This window comes from Ralstonia sp. UBA689 (genome assembly GCF_002298975.1).
Lineage (GTDB): Bacteria > Pseudomonadota > Gammaproteobacteria > Burkholderiales > Burkholderiaceae > Ralstonia.
This window is the reverse complement of record NZ_DBMV01000043.1, coordinates 16,798-32,845: the sequence shown is the minus strand read 5'-3', so window position 1 is coordinate 32,845 and position 16,048 is coordinate 16,798. Positions and strand designations below refer to the sequence as shown.

Annotated in this window: 15 protein-coding genes; 6 read left to right on the top strand and 9 right to left on the bottom strand. The window is 65.1% G+C overall.

Annotated features, from left to right (window positions below; translation table 11 throughout):
* Positions 1-473 precede the first annotated feature (473 nt).
* From B4F51_RS21525 to B4F51_RS21515, 3 genes are all read left to right on the top strand, one after another.
* A complete protein-coding gene (locus B4F51_RS21525; RefSeq protein WP_296228737.1) occupies positions 474-1,106 on the top strand; it encodes a LysE family translocator in 633 nt (210 codons plus the stop codon).
* A gap of 116 nt (positions 1,107-1,222) precedes the next feature.
* Positions 1,223-2,473 carry a molybdopterin-dependent oxidoreductase gene (locus B4F51_RS21520; RefSeq protein WP_296228736.1) on the top strand — a complete coding sequence of 417 codons (1,251 nt, stop codon included), beginning with the start codon at positions 1,223-1,225 and terminating at the stop codon, positions 2,471-2,473.
* A 10-nt stretch (positions 2,474-2,483) separates the two neighbouring features.
* Complete coding sequence (locus B4F51_RS21515; RefSeq protein ID WP_296228735.1) at positions 2,484-2,834, top strand: c-type cytochrome; 351 nt, start codon at positions 2,484-2,486, stop codon at positions 2,832-2,834.
* A gap of 132 nt (positions 2,835-2,966) precedes the next feature.
* Here the strand turns inward: B4F51_RS21515 and B4F51_RS21510 are convergent, their stop codons facing one another.
* The 6 genes from B4F51_RS21510 to B4F51_RS21485 form a co-directional block, all read right to left on the bottom strand.
* On the bottom strand, positions 2,967-3,194 hold the full coding sequence (locus tag B4F51_RS21510; protein WP_296228740.1) for a sulfurtransferase TusA family protein: 228 nt from the start codon (positions 3,192-3,194) through the stop codon (positions 2,967-2,969).
* 47 nt (positions 3,195-3,241) lie between these two features.
* Complete coding sequence (locus B4F51_RS21505; RefSeq protein ID WP_296228734.1) at positions 3,242-3,823, bottom strand: NUDIX hydrolase; 582 nt, start codon at positions 3,821-3,823, stop codon at positions 3,242-3,244.
* Between the two features lie 21 nt (positions 3,824-3,844).
* Entirely contained in the window at positions 3,845-4,882 is a 1,038-nt protein-coding gene (locus B4F51_RS21500; protein WP_296228739.1) for a threonine aldolase family protein, read from the bottom strand.
* A 42-nt stretch (positions 4,883-4,924) separates the two neighbouring features.
* Positions 4,925-5,113, bottom strand: coding sequence for a 4-oxalocrotonate tautomerase (locus tag B4F51_RS21495; protein WP_296228733.1), 189 nt, complete (start codon positions 5,111-5,113; stop codon positions 4,925-4,927).
* Positions 5,114-5,130: 17 nt separating this feature from the next.
* A complete protein-coding gene (locus tag B4F51_RS21490) occupies positions 5,131-5,916 on the bottom strand; it encodes a class II aldolase/adducin family protein (RefSeq protein WP_296228732.1) in 786 nt (261 codons plus the stop codon).
* A gap of 74 nt (positions 5,917-5,990) precedes the next feature.
* Entirely contained in the window at positions 5,991-7,211 is a 1,221-nt protein-coding gene (locus B4F51_RS21485) for a YbfB/YjiJ family MFS transporter (RefSeq protein WP_296228738.1), read from the bottom strand.
* A 111-nt stretch (positions 7,212-7,322) separates the two neighbouring features.
* Here B4F51_RS21485 and B4F51_RS21480 point away from each other — a divergent pair, with 111 nt between their 5' ends.
* The 3 genes from B4F51_RS21480 to B4F51_RS21470 all read left to right on the top strand — a co-directional run bounded on the left by B4F51_RS21480 (position 7,323) and on the right by B4F51_RS21470 (position 10,493).
* Entirely contained in the window at positions 7,323-8,231 is a 909-nt protein-coding gene (locus B4F51_RS21480; RefSeq protein WP_296228731.1) for a LysR family transcriptional regulator, read from the top strand.
* 70 nt (positions 8,232-8,301) lie between these two features.
* A complete protein-coding gene (locus B4F51_RS21475; protein WP_296228730.1) occupies positions 8,302-9,732 on the top strand; it encodes an NfeD family protein in 1,431 nt (476 codons plus the stop codon).
* An 11-nt stretch (positions 9,733-9,743) separates the two neighbouring features.
* Positions 9,744-10,493, top strand: a complete 750-nt coding sequence (locus B4F51_RS21470; RefSeq protein ID WP_296228729.1) for a slipin family protein — start codon at positions 9,744-9,746, stop codon at positions 10,491-10,493.
* Between the two features lie 387 nt (positions 10,494-10,880).
* Here the strand turns inward: B4F51_RS21470 and B4F51_RS21465 are convergent, their stop codons facing one another.
* From B4F51_RS21465 to alaS, 3 genes are all read right to left on the bottom strand, one after another.
* Positions 10,881-11,930, bottom strand: a complete 1,050-nt coding sequence (locus B4F51_RS21465) for a purine-nucleoside phosphorylase (protein ID WP_296228728.1) — start codon at positions 11,928-11,930, stop codon at positions 10,881-10,883.
* Entirely contained in the window at positions 11,927-13,033 is a 1,107-nt protein-coding gene (locus tag B4F51_RS21460) for a purine-nucleoside phosphorylase (RefSeq protein ID WP_296228727.1), read from the bottom strand. Before B4F51_RS21460 ends, B4F51_RS21465 begins: the two co-directional genes overlap by 4 nt.
* A 311-nt stretch (positions 13,034-13,344) precedes the next feature.
* Positions 13,345-15,987 carry an alanine--tRNA ligase gene (alaS, locus tag B4F51_RS21455; protein ID WP_296228726.1) on the bottom strand — a complete coding sequence of 881 codons (2,643 nt, stop codon included), beginning with the start codon at positions 15,985-15,987 and terminating at the stop codon, positions 13,345-13,347.
* Positions 15,988-16,048 lie beyond the last annotated feature (61 nt).

The following is a 16,048-nucleotide window of genomic DNA, read 5'->3' as shown; positions in this document are numbered from 1 at the left end:
TCCATGCGTGCTCCTCCGGCGTAAACAACGACGTTGCCGCTGCCTGACTGCCCCCCGAGGTCAAACAGAGCAATATGCCTGTTATCAGCGCGCGCGCCATGGCCACAGTATTCTTCACATCATCTCCATCGCCATGTCGGAATCGATGGCATCAGACTGCCACAAGTACGGCCACCATGCGGAACATGTGGACCCTGCCTTCAGGCTAGGCTGCATCGCCTTGTCAAGCTGTGTCGAACGCGGGTAAGAAGATAACCGCAAGTGATTGAGCGTCGTGCGCCAGGTTGGTGGCCCGGCATGTTATTGCCACGTTGATTGACGCAACCGCGTTCGACGTCAGGGTCACCGGAAACCCGCCTCGACACTCGACCGATACAGAATCCGCCAAATTTCTGAAGTTCTGTATCTGTCGGCCAATTGCTAGCGGGTGCTAGCCTGCAGGCTCATCGTCTCCGCTCGCAGGCGTCACTACCATGCCCACCATCACCACCCTGCTCACCTTTGCCCTGGTCGCGCTCGGCATGGTGCTCACGCCCGGCCCGAACATGGTCTACTTGATCTCGCGTTCGATTTGCCAGGGGCGCAATGCAGGGCTGGTGTCGCTGGCGGGCATCGCCACGGGGTTCGTGTTCTACATGCTGTGCGCTGCATTCGGCATCACGGCGCTGCTGATGGCGGTGCCGTTTGCGTACGATGCACTGCGTTTTGGCGGCGCGATCTATCTGCTGTATCTCGCCTGGCAGGCCGTGCGCCCGGGCGGACGCGCGCCGTTCCAGTTGCGCGAGCTGCCGGTGGATAGCCCTCGCAAGCTGTATTCGATGGGGCTGTTGACCAGCTTGCTCAATCCGAAAGTGGCGGTGCTCTACCTGTCGCTGCTGCCGCAGTTCATCGAGCCGTCGCACGGCAGCGTGCTGGTGCAGTCGGTGTGCCTCGGCATCACGCAAATCTGCGTCAGCGTCACCGTCAACTCGATGATCGCCTCGACGGCGGGCAGCATTGCCACATTCCTCTCGCGCAAGCCGAGCTGGCTGTCAATCCAGCGCTACCTGATGGGCTCGGTGCTGACCGGCCTGGCGCTGCGCATGGCGATGGAAGCGCGCAAGTAGTGCCGCCGCTGGTGCGCTCAACATTGCGGCGCACCATCCGCACCACCGACAATCCTGATTGACACATCTGCCATCATGTCCTTGGATACCGTGAGGGACTCCAAGGAGACGACAGCATGCATCCCGATGATCCGCAGCAACGCGCCACGCGGCGCGGGGTACTCAGGGCACTCGGCACACTTGGCGCGGGCGCCGCGCTCGGCCACCCAGCACTGACCGCGCTGGCCGCCACTGCAAGGGGCGTGACGTTACCCTTCGACAACGGCGCGCGCGAGCTGGTGACCTTCCCGCAAAAGCGCCCCCTGATCCTGCTCACGAGCCGTCCGCCGCAGTTGGAAACGCCGTTTGCGGTGTTCAACGACGGCACCATCACGCCCAACGATGCCTTCTTCGTGCGCTACCACTGGGCCGGCATTCCCACCTCAATCGACCCCGCAACGTATCGCCTTCAGGTGGGCGGTAACGTCAACACGCCGCTCGACCTGTCGCTGGAGGACCTGAAGGCGCTGGGCGAGCCGCGCGAGATTGTGGCCGTCAACCAGTGCTCGGGCAACGGGCGTGGCCACTTCCAGCCGCGTGTGGGCGGCGGGCAGCTTTCCAACGGCGCAATGGGCAATGCGCGCTGGACCGGCGTAGCGCTCAAGCAGGTGCTCGACAAGGCGGGCGTACGCGCGGGCAGCGTGCAGGTGGTATTCGATGGCCTAGACCATCCTCCACTGGCCGACGCTAAAAGCCCGGACTTCATCAAGGCCCTGGAGATCGACCACGCGCTCGACGGCGAAGTGATGATCGCCTGGGCCATGAACGGCGCCGATCTGCCGATGCTCAATGGCTACCCGATCCGCCTGATCGTGCCGGGCCACTATGGCACGTATTGGGTCAAGCATCTCACCAGCATCCAGGTCGTCGACAAACCTTTCGACGGATTCTGGATGCGCACGGCCTACCGCATTCCCGACAACCCCTGCGCCTGCGTGGCGCCCGGCACCGCACCGGCAAAGACGGTACCGATCGGCCGCTTCAACGTGCGCTCGTTCATCACCAGCCTGGCCGATGGCGCCACCGTTTCCGCCGGGCGCGAGCACATCGTGCGCGGCATCGCATTCGACGGCGGCTACGGCATCACCGAGGTTGCGTTCTCCGCCGATGGCGGCCGCACGTGGACCGAAGCGCAACTGGGCGAAGACCTAGGCAGATACTCGTTCCGTGAATGGCGTGCGCCGTTCCATCCGACCCGGCGCGGCACCTATGAACTGAAGGTCCGCGCAGTCAACCGCATCGGCCAGAGCCAGCCAATGACTGCGCTGTGGAACCCGCCGGGCTATATGCGCAACGTGGTGGAAACCACGCGCGTGATCGTTGCGTGAGGAGGCCGACATGTTCGATCACAGAACGCTGCGCATTGGTCTCGCACTGGCAACACTGTTCGGCGCAACGGCCGCACACGCGCTGGATATCACCTTGCCGCCCGAAACCGCCCAGTACAAGCCAAGCGACCTGCCGGGCTACCGGCTCGTGCTGCAGAACTGCATGATCTGCCACGCCGCGCAGTACGTGCAGACCCAGCCCCCCGCGCTGCCGCGCAGCTACTGGGAAGCCACCGTCAAGAAGATGAAGGTGCCGTTTGGCGCGCCGTTTCCAGAGAAGGATATTCCGGCGATGGTCGATTACCTGGTGAAGACCTACGGCGCTGAGCGCACGCAAGCCCAATCCGCCCCGACGAAATGACAACGGGGCGATCCGGCCAACCCGGATCGCCCCGCGTGTCTTGAATGCCCCGAATACTCAGAACCCGCTCACAATCCGTAGCGAGCGGCCCGAGGTTGGTTCGAGAAGCGCAGCAGAATTGTGAGTCGGTTCTCAGCGGCGGCGCATGTAGAACGTAAAAACCTTGTCGTGCTCGCTGTGCTCCAGCAGTTCGTTGCCGGTCTGCTTGGCGAATGCCTGGAAGTCGCGCGTGGCGCCGGGATCGGTGGCGACGATCTTGAGCACTTCGCCGCTCTGCATATCGGCAAGCGCCTTCTTCGTGCGCAGGATGGGCAGCGGGCAGTTCAGGCCGCGTGCGTCGATTTCCTTCTGGAACTCCATGTCTTCCTCTGAGGTGCAGGCGAGCAGCGTGATGCGGCTCGCGTCATTCATTCCGCTATTGTAACGAGGCGCGCAGGCTGCCATTGGCGCGGTGCCGGCTCGGCCGGCTCTCCGGTGCGAATGTCGATATAACTGACGGGCAAGCCGCGCGCCGTCAGAAAATCGGCCACAGCATAGCCGGTGCCTGCCGTCCACGGGCGCACCCTCTCGAACGGCAACAGGCGATACTCGACCAGCTCTTCCGACAGCGCGATCTCACCATCGGCCACCACGTGGTAAGCGATGATCAGTTCGTTCTTGCGGATGAACTCGTACACGCCGATCAGCGAGATGGCCCGCGCATCGAGGTTGGTCTCTTCCTTCAGTTCGCGCGCGATGCCCTCTTCGGGCGTCTCATCGCGCTCCAGAAAACCGGTGACGAGCGCGAACATGCCCTCGGGCCACAGCGCATTGCGTGCCAGGAACATCTGCCCGCGATACTCAACCACCGCCGCCAGCACGGGCAACGGGTTATTCCAGTGGACAAAGCCGCAATCCGGCGTCGGGCACGCAATGCGCAACCGTCCGGCGTTGTGCTGCTCGACGAGCGGCGTGGCGCATTGCGGGCAGAAGCGGTAGTCGAAGCTCATGGTGATGAGATTGGGGTTGGATCAGGCCGATTGCTCGCAGGCCAGACGAATATCAGCGGCGAACGCCTCGACGGTTTCGGGCTGCAAGTCCCACGCGCACATGAAACGGCAGCCGCCCGCACCGATGAAGGTGTAGAAGCGCCAGCCGCGCGCGTGCAGCACCTCGATGGCGGGCAAAGGCAACTCGGCGAACACGGCATTCGATTCGGTCGGGAACATGATGCGCACGCCCGGCACATCGGCAATACGCGCGTGCAGCAGTTGCGCCATCGCATTGGCATGACGCGCGTTGCGCAGCCACACACCATGCTCCAGCAAGCCCAGCCACGGCGCAGAGATGAAACGCATCTTCGAGGCCAGTTGCCCGGCCTGCTTGACGCGATAGGCAAAGTCTTCCGCCAGGCGACGATCGAAGAACACCACCGCCTCGCCCACCGGCAGGCCATTCTTCGTGCCGCCAAAGCACAACACATCCACGCCCGCGCGCCAGGTGATCTCCGACGGATGCACGCCCAGCGACGCCACCGCGTTGGCAAAGCGCGCGCCATCCATATGCACGCGCAACTGGCGGCGCTTGGCAATGGCGGCAATCGCGCGCACCTCGTCCACCGTGTAGACGGTGCCCACCTCGGTCGACTGCGTGAGCGAGACGACCTTGGGCTTGGGGTAATGGATATCGGAGCGGCGCGTGACCAGCGCTTCCACCGCGTCGGGCGTGAGCTTGCCGTTCTCGCCCTTGGCGGTCAGCAGCTTGGAGCCGTTGGAGAAGAACTCCGGGCCGCCGCACTCGTCCGTCTCAATGTGCGCCAGCTCATGGCAGATGACGGAGTGGTACGACTGGCACAGCGCGGACAGCGCCAGCGAGTTGGCCGCCGTGCCGTTGAAGACGAAGAAGACTTCGCAGTCCGTCTCGAACAAGTCACGGATGCGATCGCACACGCGCTGCGTCCAGGAATCGTCGCCATAGGCAGGCTCGTGGCCGCTGCCGTTGGCTTCCAGAAAATACTTCAGCGATTCCGGGCAGAAGCCCGCGTAGTTGTCGGAGGCGAAATGCTGCATGGGCTGCATGGCGGGCCGTCGGAAAGTTTTGGGGAAGACGCGTTACTTCTGTTCGGACCAGAGCACGCCGCCGGTCGCCCAGTTCTCGCGCTTGACGTCGCTGATGATGATGTCGACCGCGCCAGGCGCACAGCCCAGGGTCTCGCACGTGACGCGGGTGATTTCTTCGACGAACTTCTTCTTCTGCTCGACGGTACGGCCCTCGAACATCTCGATATGGAAAGTCGGCATGGTGTCTCCGTGTTCAATCAGGCTCGATAGGACGCGTCAATTCTATCCAGTTTGCGCAACAGGGCTGGCCACTCCATCACGCCCTCGATGGCGCCGCCGTCTTCGAGTTGACCGGCAGCGCGATCGGCCACTTGCGGTGCGGGCGAAATGACCTCACCACCAGTCAGCGCCTGGATCTGGATCTCGCATGCCTTGACGAGCGTGGCCATCAGCACGTGCGCCTCGGCCACGGTGCGGCCAACGGTGAGCGTGCCGTGGTTGCGCAGCAGCATGGCGAAGCGCTGACCAAGGGATTCGGTCAAACGCGCGCCCTCTGCCGGCGTAAAGGCCAGCCCCTCGTAATCGTGATACGCCATGCGTTTGTGAAAGCGCAGCGCATGCTGCGACAGCGGCAGCAACCCGTGCTTCTGCACCGACACGGCAATGCCCGCCGTGTTGTGCAGGTGGATCACGCAATGCGCATCGGGGCGCGCGGCATGCACCGCCGCGTGCAGCGCAAAGCCCGTCACGTTGACGGACGGGCGCGTGGCGGCATCGGGCCAATCGCCGACGAGCTGGCCGGCGCGGTTGATCTTGACCAGGTTGGATGCAGTGATTTCGTCGAACGCTAGGCCGAAGGCGTTGATGAGGAAGTGATCCGGCTCGCCGGGAACGGTGGCCGAGAGGTGGGTGTAGATCAGGTCATCCCAGCCGTTGAGCGCAGCCAGTCGATAGGCGGCTGCCAGGTCGACGCGCACCGCGCGCTCGGCCTCGCTGATCTGGCCCCCGGGCACGACGGCGCCGGGGCGCAGGGCAAAAGACATGGGGGCTCCTCCAATGGAGGACGCATTCTAGAACGTGCGCACGAATCGCGTGGGCCATGCCCGCATGCCGCCTATTACGCACGCATGGGGGCAGTGCGCTTGACCGTCAGGAAAATCGCCGCGCCCACCACCAGCGACGTCGCCGCCACCACGAGCGACGCGTTGAAACCGCCCGTGGTCGCAAACAACCGGTTGGCCAACGGCGGACCGGCGATCTGACCAATGCCGTAGGCCGCCGTCATCAGGCCCATCAGGCGCGGCACGGCATGCGGCCACAGGCGACGCGCCTCGCGCATGGCGAACAGCGTGATCGCCGTAAACGGCAGCCCCAGCAACGTGCTGGAGAGCGCCAGCCCTGCCACCGTCGGCCAGACGATGCTCACAACCACGGCAACCGCCTGCATTGCATAGGCAGCGGCCAACAGGGCGCGGTTGTCACGCGCCAGGCTGATCCGCGTGGAAAGCAACGCGCCCAGCGCCACGCCCACACCGAACATCGGCCAGAACAGGTCGGGCCAGATGGACCCTTCCGGCAGCACCTTGCGCGCAATCACGGGCAGAAAGGTGGCGGTGATGATGTAGCCGAAGCCAGCCAGACCGTAGGCCAGCGTGATGGCGACGGTGGATGCGTCCAGGCGCGGCGCGGTGCCGGATGCCGCCGCTGCGGGCGCCGCCGGATGCGCGTGCGGTTCCGGGCGGATGGTCGACCACACTGCCGCCGCCAACGCCGCCGACAACAACCCGAAGGCAACCCAAGCGGACGTCGCGCGCCAGCCCAGCGCCACCATGCCGCTGGCAGCCAGCCCCGGAATGGCGATACCCAGCCCTGGCCCGCAGAAGATGATGCCGCCCAGCTTTGCGTGCCCCAGTTCGGTCAGCCGGTGCAGGCACCAGCCTGCCGTGAAGACGAACACCAGCGCGCTCGCCATGCCGGCCGCAAAGCGCAGCGCGAGCCATGCGGGCTGGCCTTGCAGCAGCCCCATACCTGCCGTGAGCAGCACCGTCGCGACCAGGCCGATGCGGATCAGCCGCGCCGCGTCGCCGCGCACCGCCATGCAGGCCAGCGCACCAACGAAGTAGCCGAAGTAGTTGCCGGTGGCCAGCCAACTCCCCTGCGCAAGCGTGACGCTGCCGTCGTGCAGCATCATCGGCAGGATGGGCGTGAAGGCGAAGCGGCCGATGCCCATCGCTACCGACAGCGCGACCATGCCGGCAATGGCGACTCGCCAGGCGGAGGCACGCGTGTCGTGCGCGGCAGACATTGAGGATGAGGGAGACGACAGCGCTTGCTGCATGGTGAGGGCCCGGATGTGGGAATCGACGATTCGGCACTTCATCGTACGCAACGCCATCCATCCTGAAAAATGAATTATATTGAACAAATACATTAGCATTCGAGATGCATTATGGATCTGGCCTCGCTTGATATCTTTCGGACCGTCGTGCGAGAGGGCGGCGTCACACGGGCGGCCCAGCAACTGCATCGCGTGCAGTCGAACGTGACCACGCGCATCCGCCAGTTGGAGGCGTCACTGGGGGTGCAGTTGTTCGTGCGCGAGGGCAAGCGCATGGTGCTCACGCCTGCTGGCCAGACACTGCTGACCTACGCCGATGACATCCTCCGTCTGGCCGCCGAGGCCCGCCAAGCCGTGCAACCGCGCGAGCCGCATGGCCGCCTGCGCATCGCCTCCATGGAAAGCACGGCTGCCAGCCGCCTGCCAGCGCTGCTCGCTACCCTGCACCAGCGCTGGCCACGCGTGCAACTGGAGTTGGTGACGATGACGACGCGCCAATCGATCCAGGCGCTATCGAACTTCGAGGTCGATTGCGCGTTCATTGCCGAAACCGCCTGCCTGGCCAACCCTCGCACTGCACTCACCACGCTGCCGGCATTTGCCGAAGAACTGGTGCTCATCGCCCACCGCGCCCATCCGCCTATCCGTCGCGCCGCTGATGTGCAAACACCCACGCTGCTGGGCTTCGAGCCCGGCTGCGCTTATCGGCAGCTCATCGACGACTGGTTTCAAGCCGGCGGCGTGGTGCCGTCGCGCGTGCTGGAACTGGGCTCGTACCACGCCATCATCGCGTGCGCGGCGGCGGGAATCGGGGTGGCGCTCGTGCCGCGCTCGGTGCTGGAGCTGTACACGAATGCGCCGGAAATCAGCGTGCATGCGTTGGGCAAGCCCGGTCGCGTCGACACCCTGCTCGCCTGGCACCGCGACATGGCTGGGCCAGCCCTGCAGGGGCTGATACAGGTGCTGAACGAGCCGCATGCCGAGGCAAGTGCATCCGCCAGTGAGGCGATTGCTGCCTAAACTTAAGTGAGCAACCGGACCGTGCCGCCGGTCCAATCGAGAAAGGTGGCAGTAACGAACGGAGGCGCGTATGCGACCGTCGTTGCGAGTTCGACGTTGGGCCAGATGGCTGGTGGCTGGGACTATCGCCATTTGGAGCAGCCTTGCCATGGCGGCCGCGCCAGTGATGGTGTTGCCGCTCACCGGGGCCATCGGGCCGGCCAGCGCTGCCTACGTCATCCACGGCCTGCAGCGAGCGCGCGAGCAAGGCGCGCAACTCGTGGTGCTGGAGATGGATACCCCCGGCGGGCTGGATGCATCGATGCGGCAGATCATCCAGGCCATCCTCGCCTCGCCGGTGCCGGTGGCGGGCTACGTGGCACCGGGCGGCGCACGCGCGGCCAGTGCCGGCACCTACATCCTTTACGCCTGCCACGTGGCGGCGATGGCGCCCGCCACCAACCTGGGGGCCGCATCGCCCGTGGCCATCGGCATTGGCGGGCATGCGCCGTCGGGCCCCGCGCCAAATCCGGCCAACCCGACAGCTAGCCCAGGTGATGCCGCCAAGCCGGCCAGCGCTCCGGCCGCGCCCTCGAGCAACGAAGACACCCTCGCCCGCAAGCAGATGCACGACGCCGCCGCGTACATCCGTGGCCTGGCACAACTGCGCGGCCGCAATGCAGAGTGGGCCGAACGCGCCGTCCGCGAAGCCGTGAGCCTGGACGCCCCTGAGGCCGCCAACTTGCGTGTGATCGACCTGATCGCCACCGACATCCCCGACCTGCTCAAGCAAGTGGACGGTCGCGCGCTGCGCACCGCCACCGGCCTGGTCACGCTGCACACCGCCGGCGCGCAAACCACGACCGTTGAGCCCGACTGGCGCAACCACTTCCTCGCCGTCATCACCGACCCGAGCCTGGCATTGCTGTTGCTGACGGTGGGCGTGTATGCGCTGATCTTCGAGTTCTCGACGCCCGGGATGGTGGTGCCGGGCATCCTGGGGGCGATGTGCATCCTGGTGGCGCTCTACGGGCTGCAGATGCTGCCGATCAACTACGCCGGGCTGGCGCTGGTGGCACTGGGCCTGGGCTGCATGGTGGCGGAGGCCTTCCTGCCGACCTTCGGTGCGCTCGGTGTGGGCGGCATCGTGGCCTTCGTGTTGGGCGCGGTCATGCTGATCGATACGCAAACGCCGGGCTACGGCGTGCCGGTGCCGTTGATCATTGGCCTGGCGTTCATTAGCCTGACGGTCATCCTGGCGCTATCCAGCATGGCCGTGCGTGCCCGGCGGCGGCCCGTGGTGGCCGGCGGCGACATGCTCATCGGCATGACGGGCGAAGTCGTTGAAGTCGATACACCGGACGCCGATGCCGACAGCGACGGCTGGGCGCGCATCCACGGTGAACGCTGGCGCGTGCGCTGCGACGGCGGCATCACGCGTGGCGATCAGGTGCGCGTGATCGCCCGGCATGGGCTGACGCTGATGGTCGAACCCGTCGCCCCCCTCGCCGCATCTTCATAAGGAGAAGAAAAATGCTCTACGGCTTTTTCAGTGCAGGCGGCTTCATCTTCCTGGCCGTGCTGCTGATCATCTCGTCGTTCCGGGTGCTGCGCGAATACGAGCGCGGCGTAGTGTTTCTGCTCGGCCGCTTCTGGCGTGTGAAAGGGCCGGGTCTGGTGTTGATCATCCCCGCCATCCAGCAGATGGTGCGCGTGGATCTGCGCACCGTTGTGATGGACGTGCCGCCGCAAGACGTGATCTCGCACGACAACGTGTCGGTCAAGGTCAACGCGGTGGTGTACTTCCGCGTGGTCGATCCGGAGCGCGCCATCATCCAGGTGGCCAACTTTCTGGAGGCGACCAGCCAGCTTGCGCAGACGACACTGCGGGCCATCCTCGGCAAGCACGAGTTGGACGAAATGCTGGCCGAGCGCGAAAAGCTCAACCTCGACATCCAGAAGGTGCTCGACATCCAGACCGACCCGTGGGGCATCAAGATCGCCAATGTGGAGATCAAGCACGTCGACCTGAATGAGTCGATGATCCGCGCCATCGCCCGCCAGGCCGAAGCCGAACGCGAACGACGCGCCAAGGTCATCCACGCGGAGGGCGAATTGCAAGCGTCGGAAAAGCTGCTGGAGGCTGCACGCATGCTGGCCCAGCAACCCGAGGCGATCCAGTTGCGCTACCTCCAAACCCTCACGCAGATTGCCGGCGAAAAGAGCTCGACGATCGTCTTCCCGCTACCGATGGAAGTCCTGGGAGCGCTGAAGAAAGGCTGACGCGCCGCGTTCTGCGCAGACGGCGTGCTGGAGCATGCGCGCGCGGTTCTGAACATCGAACATCGAGTCCAAAACCGCGCGCCCTGGGTTCTGAATGCCGCGTGCCGAGTTCCGGACTGCGCGCGCAAGGCTCCGAACTCCAGACGCCGCGTTCAGATCTCCGAGCATGTCAGGTTTTGAACCTCACACGCCAGGTTCTGAACCTCAAGCGTGGTATTCAAAACTCCGCGTGCCGGGTTCATGAACCGCAGGCGTCGCGTCCCGAACCACAAGCCCGGCCTTCCGGACTCCACGTGCCGGTGGCTTGTCGCCGGCCACCGCCCAATCACCGGTGGCCGCGTCGAACAGCTTGCGGCCTGCCGGCGATCGAAGTGATGCACGCAACCATTAATTGGCGGGTACCCCCCGCTTCCACTGCGGCCAGCGGTTCACGATGTCGTCCAGCAACGGCTTGGCCGCGTTGACGAGGTTGTGCGTGGCCGGCACGAAGCCGCCCTGCTGTGCGTAGTTGAGAAGGCCATCGGAGGCGACCTGGCCGTCATATGGGCGGTCGAAATCCGAGCCCGCTCGCAGCAGTGCCACGCGGCTGAAATCAATCTTGCCGGCGCGGGCGCCACGCGTGAGCACCTCCAGCGTGGCATTGTCCTCCTGCGCGGTGGTGCAGTAGGTGCCCTTGTTGTCGGTCATCGTCTTCACCCAGTCACGCGCGCGCTGCCCCAGGTTGCGGCCGGCCCACCATGTATCGGCGGAAGCGACATCGCACTGGATGACAGCAGGCGGCTGGTTGGCCGGCGCGTAGCTGTAGTTCCTGCGGAAGGCGACAGCCTCGGGACTGTCCTCCAGCGTGACCGACTTCGACAGCGTGACTGCGCGCTGCATGAACGCCTCGTTCAACTGGAACACCTCGGTGCGATAGTCCATTGGCGGCTTCTCGCCTGGGCCCTTGGTGCCGATGCCGAAATAGCCGTAAGGCCAGCCTGCGGGCATCTCGCGCGCGTCGATCTCATGCGACAGGCCGTAGTCCACCGCATAGCGCGCCCACGCCGCCGAGCCCACCGTGCCCTGCCCCGGATCGATGCCCGCAATGCCGGCAATCACGAAGTAGGTGTGCGTCAGGTCCAGCTTGCTGCGATACAGCAGTGCGGAAATCGTCGACGCCGCATTCGCGTAGCCCATGCCAGTGGTGACCTGGCAGACGCCATCGTAATTGCAGAGCATGTTGGGCGCGTCCGGCGACAGCCCGGAGATATACACCTTCTCCTTCAGGTCATAGCGGTCGATAAAAGGCTGGGCTTCGCCCTGGAACATGTTGATAACGATGACCTTGATGCCGTCATATGCACAACTGTTCAAGGTCAATGCCGCCGCACCCACGGCGAGCAGCTTGGCAAGCGTGCGCAAACGCGGCATGGAGGTCGTGGTCTTGGAATCGATCATGGCGAGGGCACTCCGTGTTTCCACACGCTCCAGCGCGTGACGATCTCGTTGACCAGCGGGCCACCCGCCAGATAGAGGTTGTTGAGCGACGGCACGAACCCGCCCGAGTGGCTGTTGACCAGCGAGTCATACGGCGTCTGCCCCGGATACGGCCGATCGAAGTTGGACGCGGTGCGCAGCACGGCCACGCGCTGCAGGTCGAGCAGGCCGGCCTTCGAGCCGCGCGTGAGCGCCTCGAAGGTGGCGTTGTCTTCCTGCTGCGTGGTGCAGTACGTGCCCTGCCCGTCGGTCAGCAGCTTGACCCACGCGGCTTCGCGCTCGCCCAGCTTGGTGCCGTGCCAGTACGTGTTGCCGGCGGCGGTATCGCATTGCACGACAGACGGCGGCTGGTTGGCGGGGGCGCTCGGGTAGTTGGCGCGGTAGGCTCGCGCGGTGGCGTTATCGTCGAGCACCGCGCTTTTCGAGAGCGCCAGCGCCTTCTGCAACAGTGCCTCGTTCACGCGGAAGACTTCGGTCTTGTAATCCAGCGGCGGCTTCTGCCCCGGCCCTTGCGTATTGATGCCGATGAAACCGTTCTGCCAGTTGGCGGGCACCTCGCGTGTGTCGATCTCCCAGGCGATGTCGCTATCGACCAGGAAGCGCGCCCACGCGGCGCTGCCCAGCGTGCCCTGCGAAGGGTCGATACCGGCAATGCCCGCCACCAGGAAGTACGTGCGTTGCAGATCGAACTGCCCGCTGTAGATCAGCGCCGATACCGACGACGCGGCATTCGCCTTGCCCATGCCGGTGGTGAGCTGGCACACGTCGCTGGCGTTGCAGTGCACGCTTGGATAGTCGATCGACAGACCCGGCACCGGCACGTCCTGCGTCAAGCCCAGCTTGTCGATCCACGGCTGCGCCTCGGGCGCAAACATGCTGATGATCAGCACCTTGACCTTGCGCGCGTGCGATTCCGGTGCGAGTTGCGCAACCGGCTGTGTCGATGCGCCAATGCCCACGGCCAGCAGCGCACCAACGGCGACGGCTTTGAGCAATCGTTTGCCAAACCGCGCAGACGGTGGCTGCGGCGGCTGGGCGTCGACCTTGTCGGATAAGACGCTCATAGTTCTCCTCGGTTTTTGGGGATAGGAATGGGGTCAACCCGCGCTGCGGGGAACAGCGCGCGCGACCGATGCAAGTTGCCTGCCAGCAGGCGCACAATCCGTACACAATCGGCCACGTTCCCCGGTATAGGCGATGGCGCAGCCTGTCTCCAGCTTCCCGCCTTCGGCCGGCAGCTTGTTTCTTCCACGTATACAAGTTGCTCGCCGCGTGCTCTGCGCACAAAGTGCAGCCCCAAAACAAAACGGCGCGCGCCCCGTTGCCGGGAACGCGCGCCGTTCAGCGCATCGCGTCAGACGCGGAAGGCGTTACATCACACCTTCTGCTGCACCCATGCCACCACGCCGGCCAGGGCCTGCGGCAGCTTTTCGGGCTCGGTGCCGCCGGCCTGGGCCATGTCCGGGCGACCACCACCCTTGCCGCCAACCTGCTGGGCGACAAAGTTGACCAGCTCGCCAGCCTTGACCTTGGCCGTGGCGTCAGCCGTCACGCCGGCAATCAGCGCAACCTTGCCGTCGCTCACGCTGCCCAGCACGATGGCGGCGGTCTGCAGCTTGTCCTTGAGCTTGTCCATCGTCTCGCGCAGCGTCTTGGCATCGGCACCGTCGAGCTTGGCGGCCAGCACCTTGATGCCGGCCACGTCCACGGCCTGACTGAGCAGTTCGTCGCCTTGGGCTGCGGCCAGCTTGGACTTCAGGCGCTCCAGTTCCTTCTCCAGCGACTTGACCTGATCCTGCACCTGCACGATGCGCGAGGTCAGTTCCGCAGGCTGCGCGCGCAGCGCGGCAGCCGCTTCGTTGATGCGCGTGTCGAGCGTCTGCAGGTAGTGCAGCACGTTGTCACCAGTGATGGCTTCCACGCGGCGGATGCCCGCTGCCACGCCCGATTCGCTCACGATCTTGAACAGGCCAATGTCGCCCGTGCGTGCCACGTGGGTGCCACCGCACAGTTCCTTCGACGTGCCGATCGACAGCACACGCACTTCGTCTCCGTACTTCTCGCCGAAGAGCGCCATCGCGCCGTTCTTGACCGCATCGTCAAAGCCCATGATCTGGGCGCTGGTGGCGGCGTTGGCGAAAATTTCTGCGTTGACGCGCGCCTCCACTTCGCGAATCTGCAGCGGCGTCATCGGCGCGTTATGCGAGAAGTCGAAGCGTGTCTTTTCCGCATCGACCAGCGAGCCCTTCTGCTGCACGTGGCTGCCCAGCACTTCACGCAGGGCCTTGTGCATCAGGTGGGTGGCCGAGTGGTTGCGCATGGTGCGCGCGCGGCGCACAGCGTCCACTTCCGCCGCCACGGCATCGCCAACCTTCAGCACGCCGGTGCGCAGCTCGCCGTGGTGGCCGAACACTTCCGGCTGCACCTTGAGCGTGTCGGCCACGTCAAACCAGACGGTCGCGGCCTTGAGCGTGCCCTGGTCGCCAACCTGACCGCCCGATTCCGCATAAAACGGGGTGTGGTCCAGCACCACCACGCCGGTCTGGCCCGGGTGCATTTCCTGCACCGACGCACCGTCCACAAACAGCGCCGTCACACGCGCGGTTTCGCGCACGAGCTGCTCGTAGCCGTGGAAGGTGGTCTTGTCGCCGGTGTAATCGAGCGTGCCGGCGGCCATCTTGAACTTGCCCGCCGCGCGTGCCTGCTCGCGCTGGCGATTCATTGCGGCGTCAAAGGCGGCTTCGTCGACGATGACTTCATTCTCGCGGCAGACGTCTTGCGTCAGGTCTAGCGGGAAGCCGTAAGTGTCGTGCAGCTTGAAGGCGAGTTCGCCGTCGAGCATCTTGCCGCCGTTCGCCTTGAGCTCGCCCAGCGCGCCGTCGAGGATCGACATGCCGTGCTCGATGGTCTCGAAGAAGCGCGCTTCTTCCGTGCGCAGCACGTCGACCACGCGGTCGCGCGCTTCGCGCAGTTCCGGATAGGCCTCGCCCATCTGCACGACGAGGTCGTCCACCAGCTTGTGGAAGAACGCGGCGCGGCAGCCCAGCTTGTAGCCGTGGCGGATAGCGCGGCGGATGATCCGGCGCAGCACGTAGCCACGGCCTTCGTTGCCCGGAATCACGCCGTCGACGATCAGGAACGAGCACGCGCGAATGTGGTCGGCAATCACGCGCAGCGAGTTGTTCGACAGGTCCTTCGTGTTGGTCTCGCGCGAGGCAGCCGCAATGAGCGCTTCGAACAGGTCGATCTCGTAGTTGCTGTGCACGTGCTGCAGGATCGCGGCCAAGCGCTCCAGGCCCATGCCGGTATCCACGCACGGTGCGGGCAGCGGCGTCAGCGTGTATTCACCGGTGGCCGGATCGAGCTGGCGGTCGAACTGCATGAACACGTTGTTCCAGATCTCGATGTAGCGGTCGCCGTCGGCTTCCGGCGATCCCGGGGGGCCGCCCCACACGTCCGGGCCGTGGTCGTAGAAGATTTCCGAGCACGGGCCGCACGGGCCGGTTTCGGCCATCTGCCAGAAGTTGTCGGAGGCATACGGGGCGCCCTTGTTGTCGCCGATACGCACGACGCGCTCGGGCGGCAGGCCAATGACCTTGGTCCAGATGTCGTACGCCTCGTCGTCGGTCTGGTAGACGGTGGCCCACAGCTTTTCAGCCGGCAGCTTGTATTCCTGCGTCAGCAGCTCCCACGCCCACACGAGTGCGTCGCGCTTGAAGTAGTCGCCGAACGACCAGTTGCCGAGCATTTCGAAGAAGGTGTGGTGACGCGCGGTGTAGCCGACGTTTTCCAGATCGTTGTGCTTGCCGCCAGCGCGCAGGCAGCGCTGCACGGAGGCCGCGCGCACGTACGGGCGCTTGTCGGTGCCGAGGAAGACGTCCTTGAACTGCACCATGCCGGAGTTGGTGAACAGCAGCGTCGGGTCATTGCCCGGCACCAGCGGCGAGGAGCGCACCACGGTGTGGCCCTTCGTCTCAAAGAACGTCAGGAATTTTTGGCGGATATCGGAGGCTTTCATGTCGCGGGGTGCCGGAGTCAGCATGGCGCCCTGGGGGAGCCCCAAAGCGCATCTTGGATCA

What these genes read in the sequence shown, in the direction of transcription:
- B4F51_RS21525 (WP_296228737.1), top strand. Translation starts at nt 474, where the DNA reads ATGCCCACCATCACCACCCTGCTCACCTTTGCCCTGGTCGCGCTCGGC.
- B4F51_RS21520 (WP_296228736.1), top strand. Translation starts at nt 1,223, where the DNA reads ATGCATCCCGATGATCCGCAGCAACGCGCCACGCGGCGCGGGGTACTC.
- B4F51_RS21515 (WP_296228735.1), top strand. Translation starts at nt 2,484, where the DNA reads ATGTTCGATCACAGAACGCTGCGCATTGGTCTCGCACTGGCAACACTG.
- B4F51_RS21510 (WP_296228740.1), bottom strand. Translation starts at nt 3,194, where the DNA reads ATGGAGTTCCAGAAGGAAATCGACGCACGCGGCCTGAACTGCCCGCTG.
- B4F51_RS21505 (WP_296228734.1), bottom strand. Translation starts at nt 3,823, where the DNA reads ATGAGCTTCGACTACCGCTTCTGCCCGCAATGCGCCACGCCGCTCGTC.
- B4F51_RS21500 (WP_296228739.1), bottom strand. Translation starts at nt 4,882, where the DNA reads ATGCAGCATTTCGCCTCCGACAACTACGCGGGCTTCTGCCCGGAATCG.
- B4F51_RS21495 (WP_296228733.1), bottom strand. Translation starts at nt 5,113, where the DNA reads ATGCCGACTTTCCATATCGAGATGTTCGAGGGCCGTACCGTCGAGCAG.
- B4F51_RS21490 (WP_296228732.1), bottom strand. Translation starts at nt 5,916, where the DNA reads ATGTCTTTTGCCCTGCGCCCCGGCGCCGTCGTGCCCGGGGGCCAGATC.
- B4F51_RS21485 (WP_296228738.1), bottom strand. Translation starts at nt 7,211, where the DNA reads ATGCAGCAAGCGCTGTCGTCTCCCTCATCCTCAATGTCTGCCGCGCAC.
- B4F51_RS21480 (WP_296228731.1), top strand. Translation starts at nt 7,323, where the DNA reads ATGGATCTGGCCTCGCTTGATATCTTTCGGACCGTCGTGCGAGAGGGC.
- B4F51_RS21475 (WP_296228730.1), top strand. Translation starts at nt 8,302, where the DNA reads ATGCGACCGTCGTTGCGAGTTCGACGTTGGGCCAGATGGCTGGTGGCT.
- B4F51_RS21470 (WP_296228729.1), top strand. Translation starts at nt 9,744, where the DNA reads ATGCTCTACGGCTTTTTCAGTGCAGGCGGCTTCATCTTCCTGGCCGTG.
- B4F51_RS21465 (WP_296228728.1), bottom strand. Translation starts at nt 11,930, where the DNA reads ATGATCGATTCCAAGACCACGACCTCCATGCCGCGTTTGCGCACGCTT.
- B4F51_RS21460 (WP_296228727.1), bottom strand. Translation starts at nt 13,033, where the DNA reads ATGAGCGTCTTATCCGACAAGGTCGACGCCCAGCCGCCGCAGCCACCG.
- alaS (WP_296228726.1), bottom strand. Translation starts at nt 15,987, where the DNA reads ATGAAAGCCTCCGATATCCGCCAAAAATTCCTGACGTTCTTTGAGACG.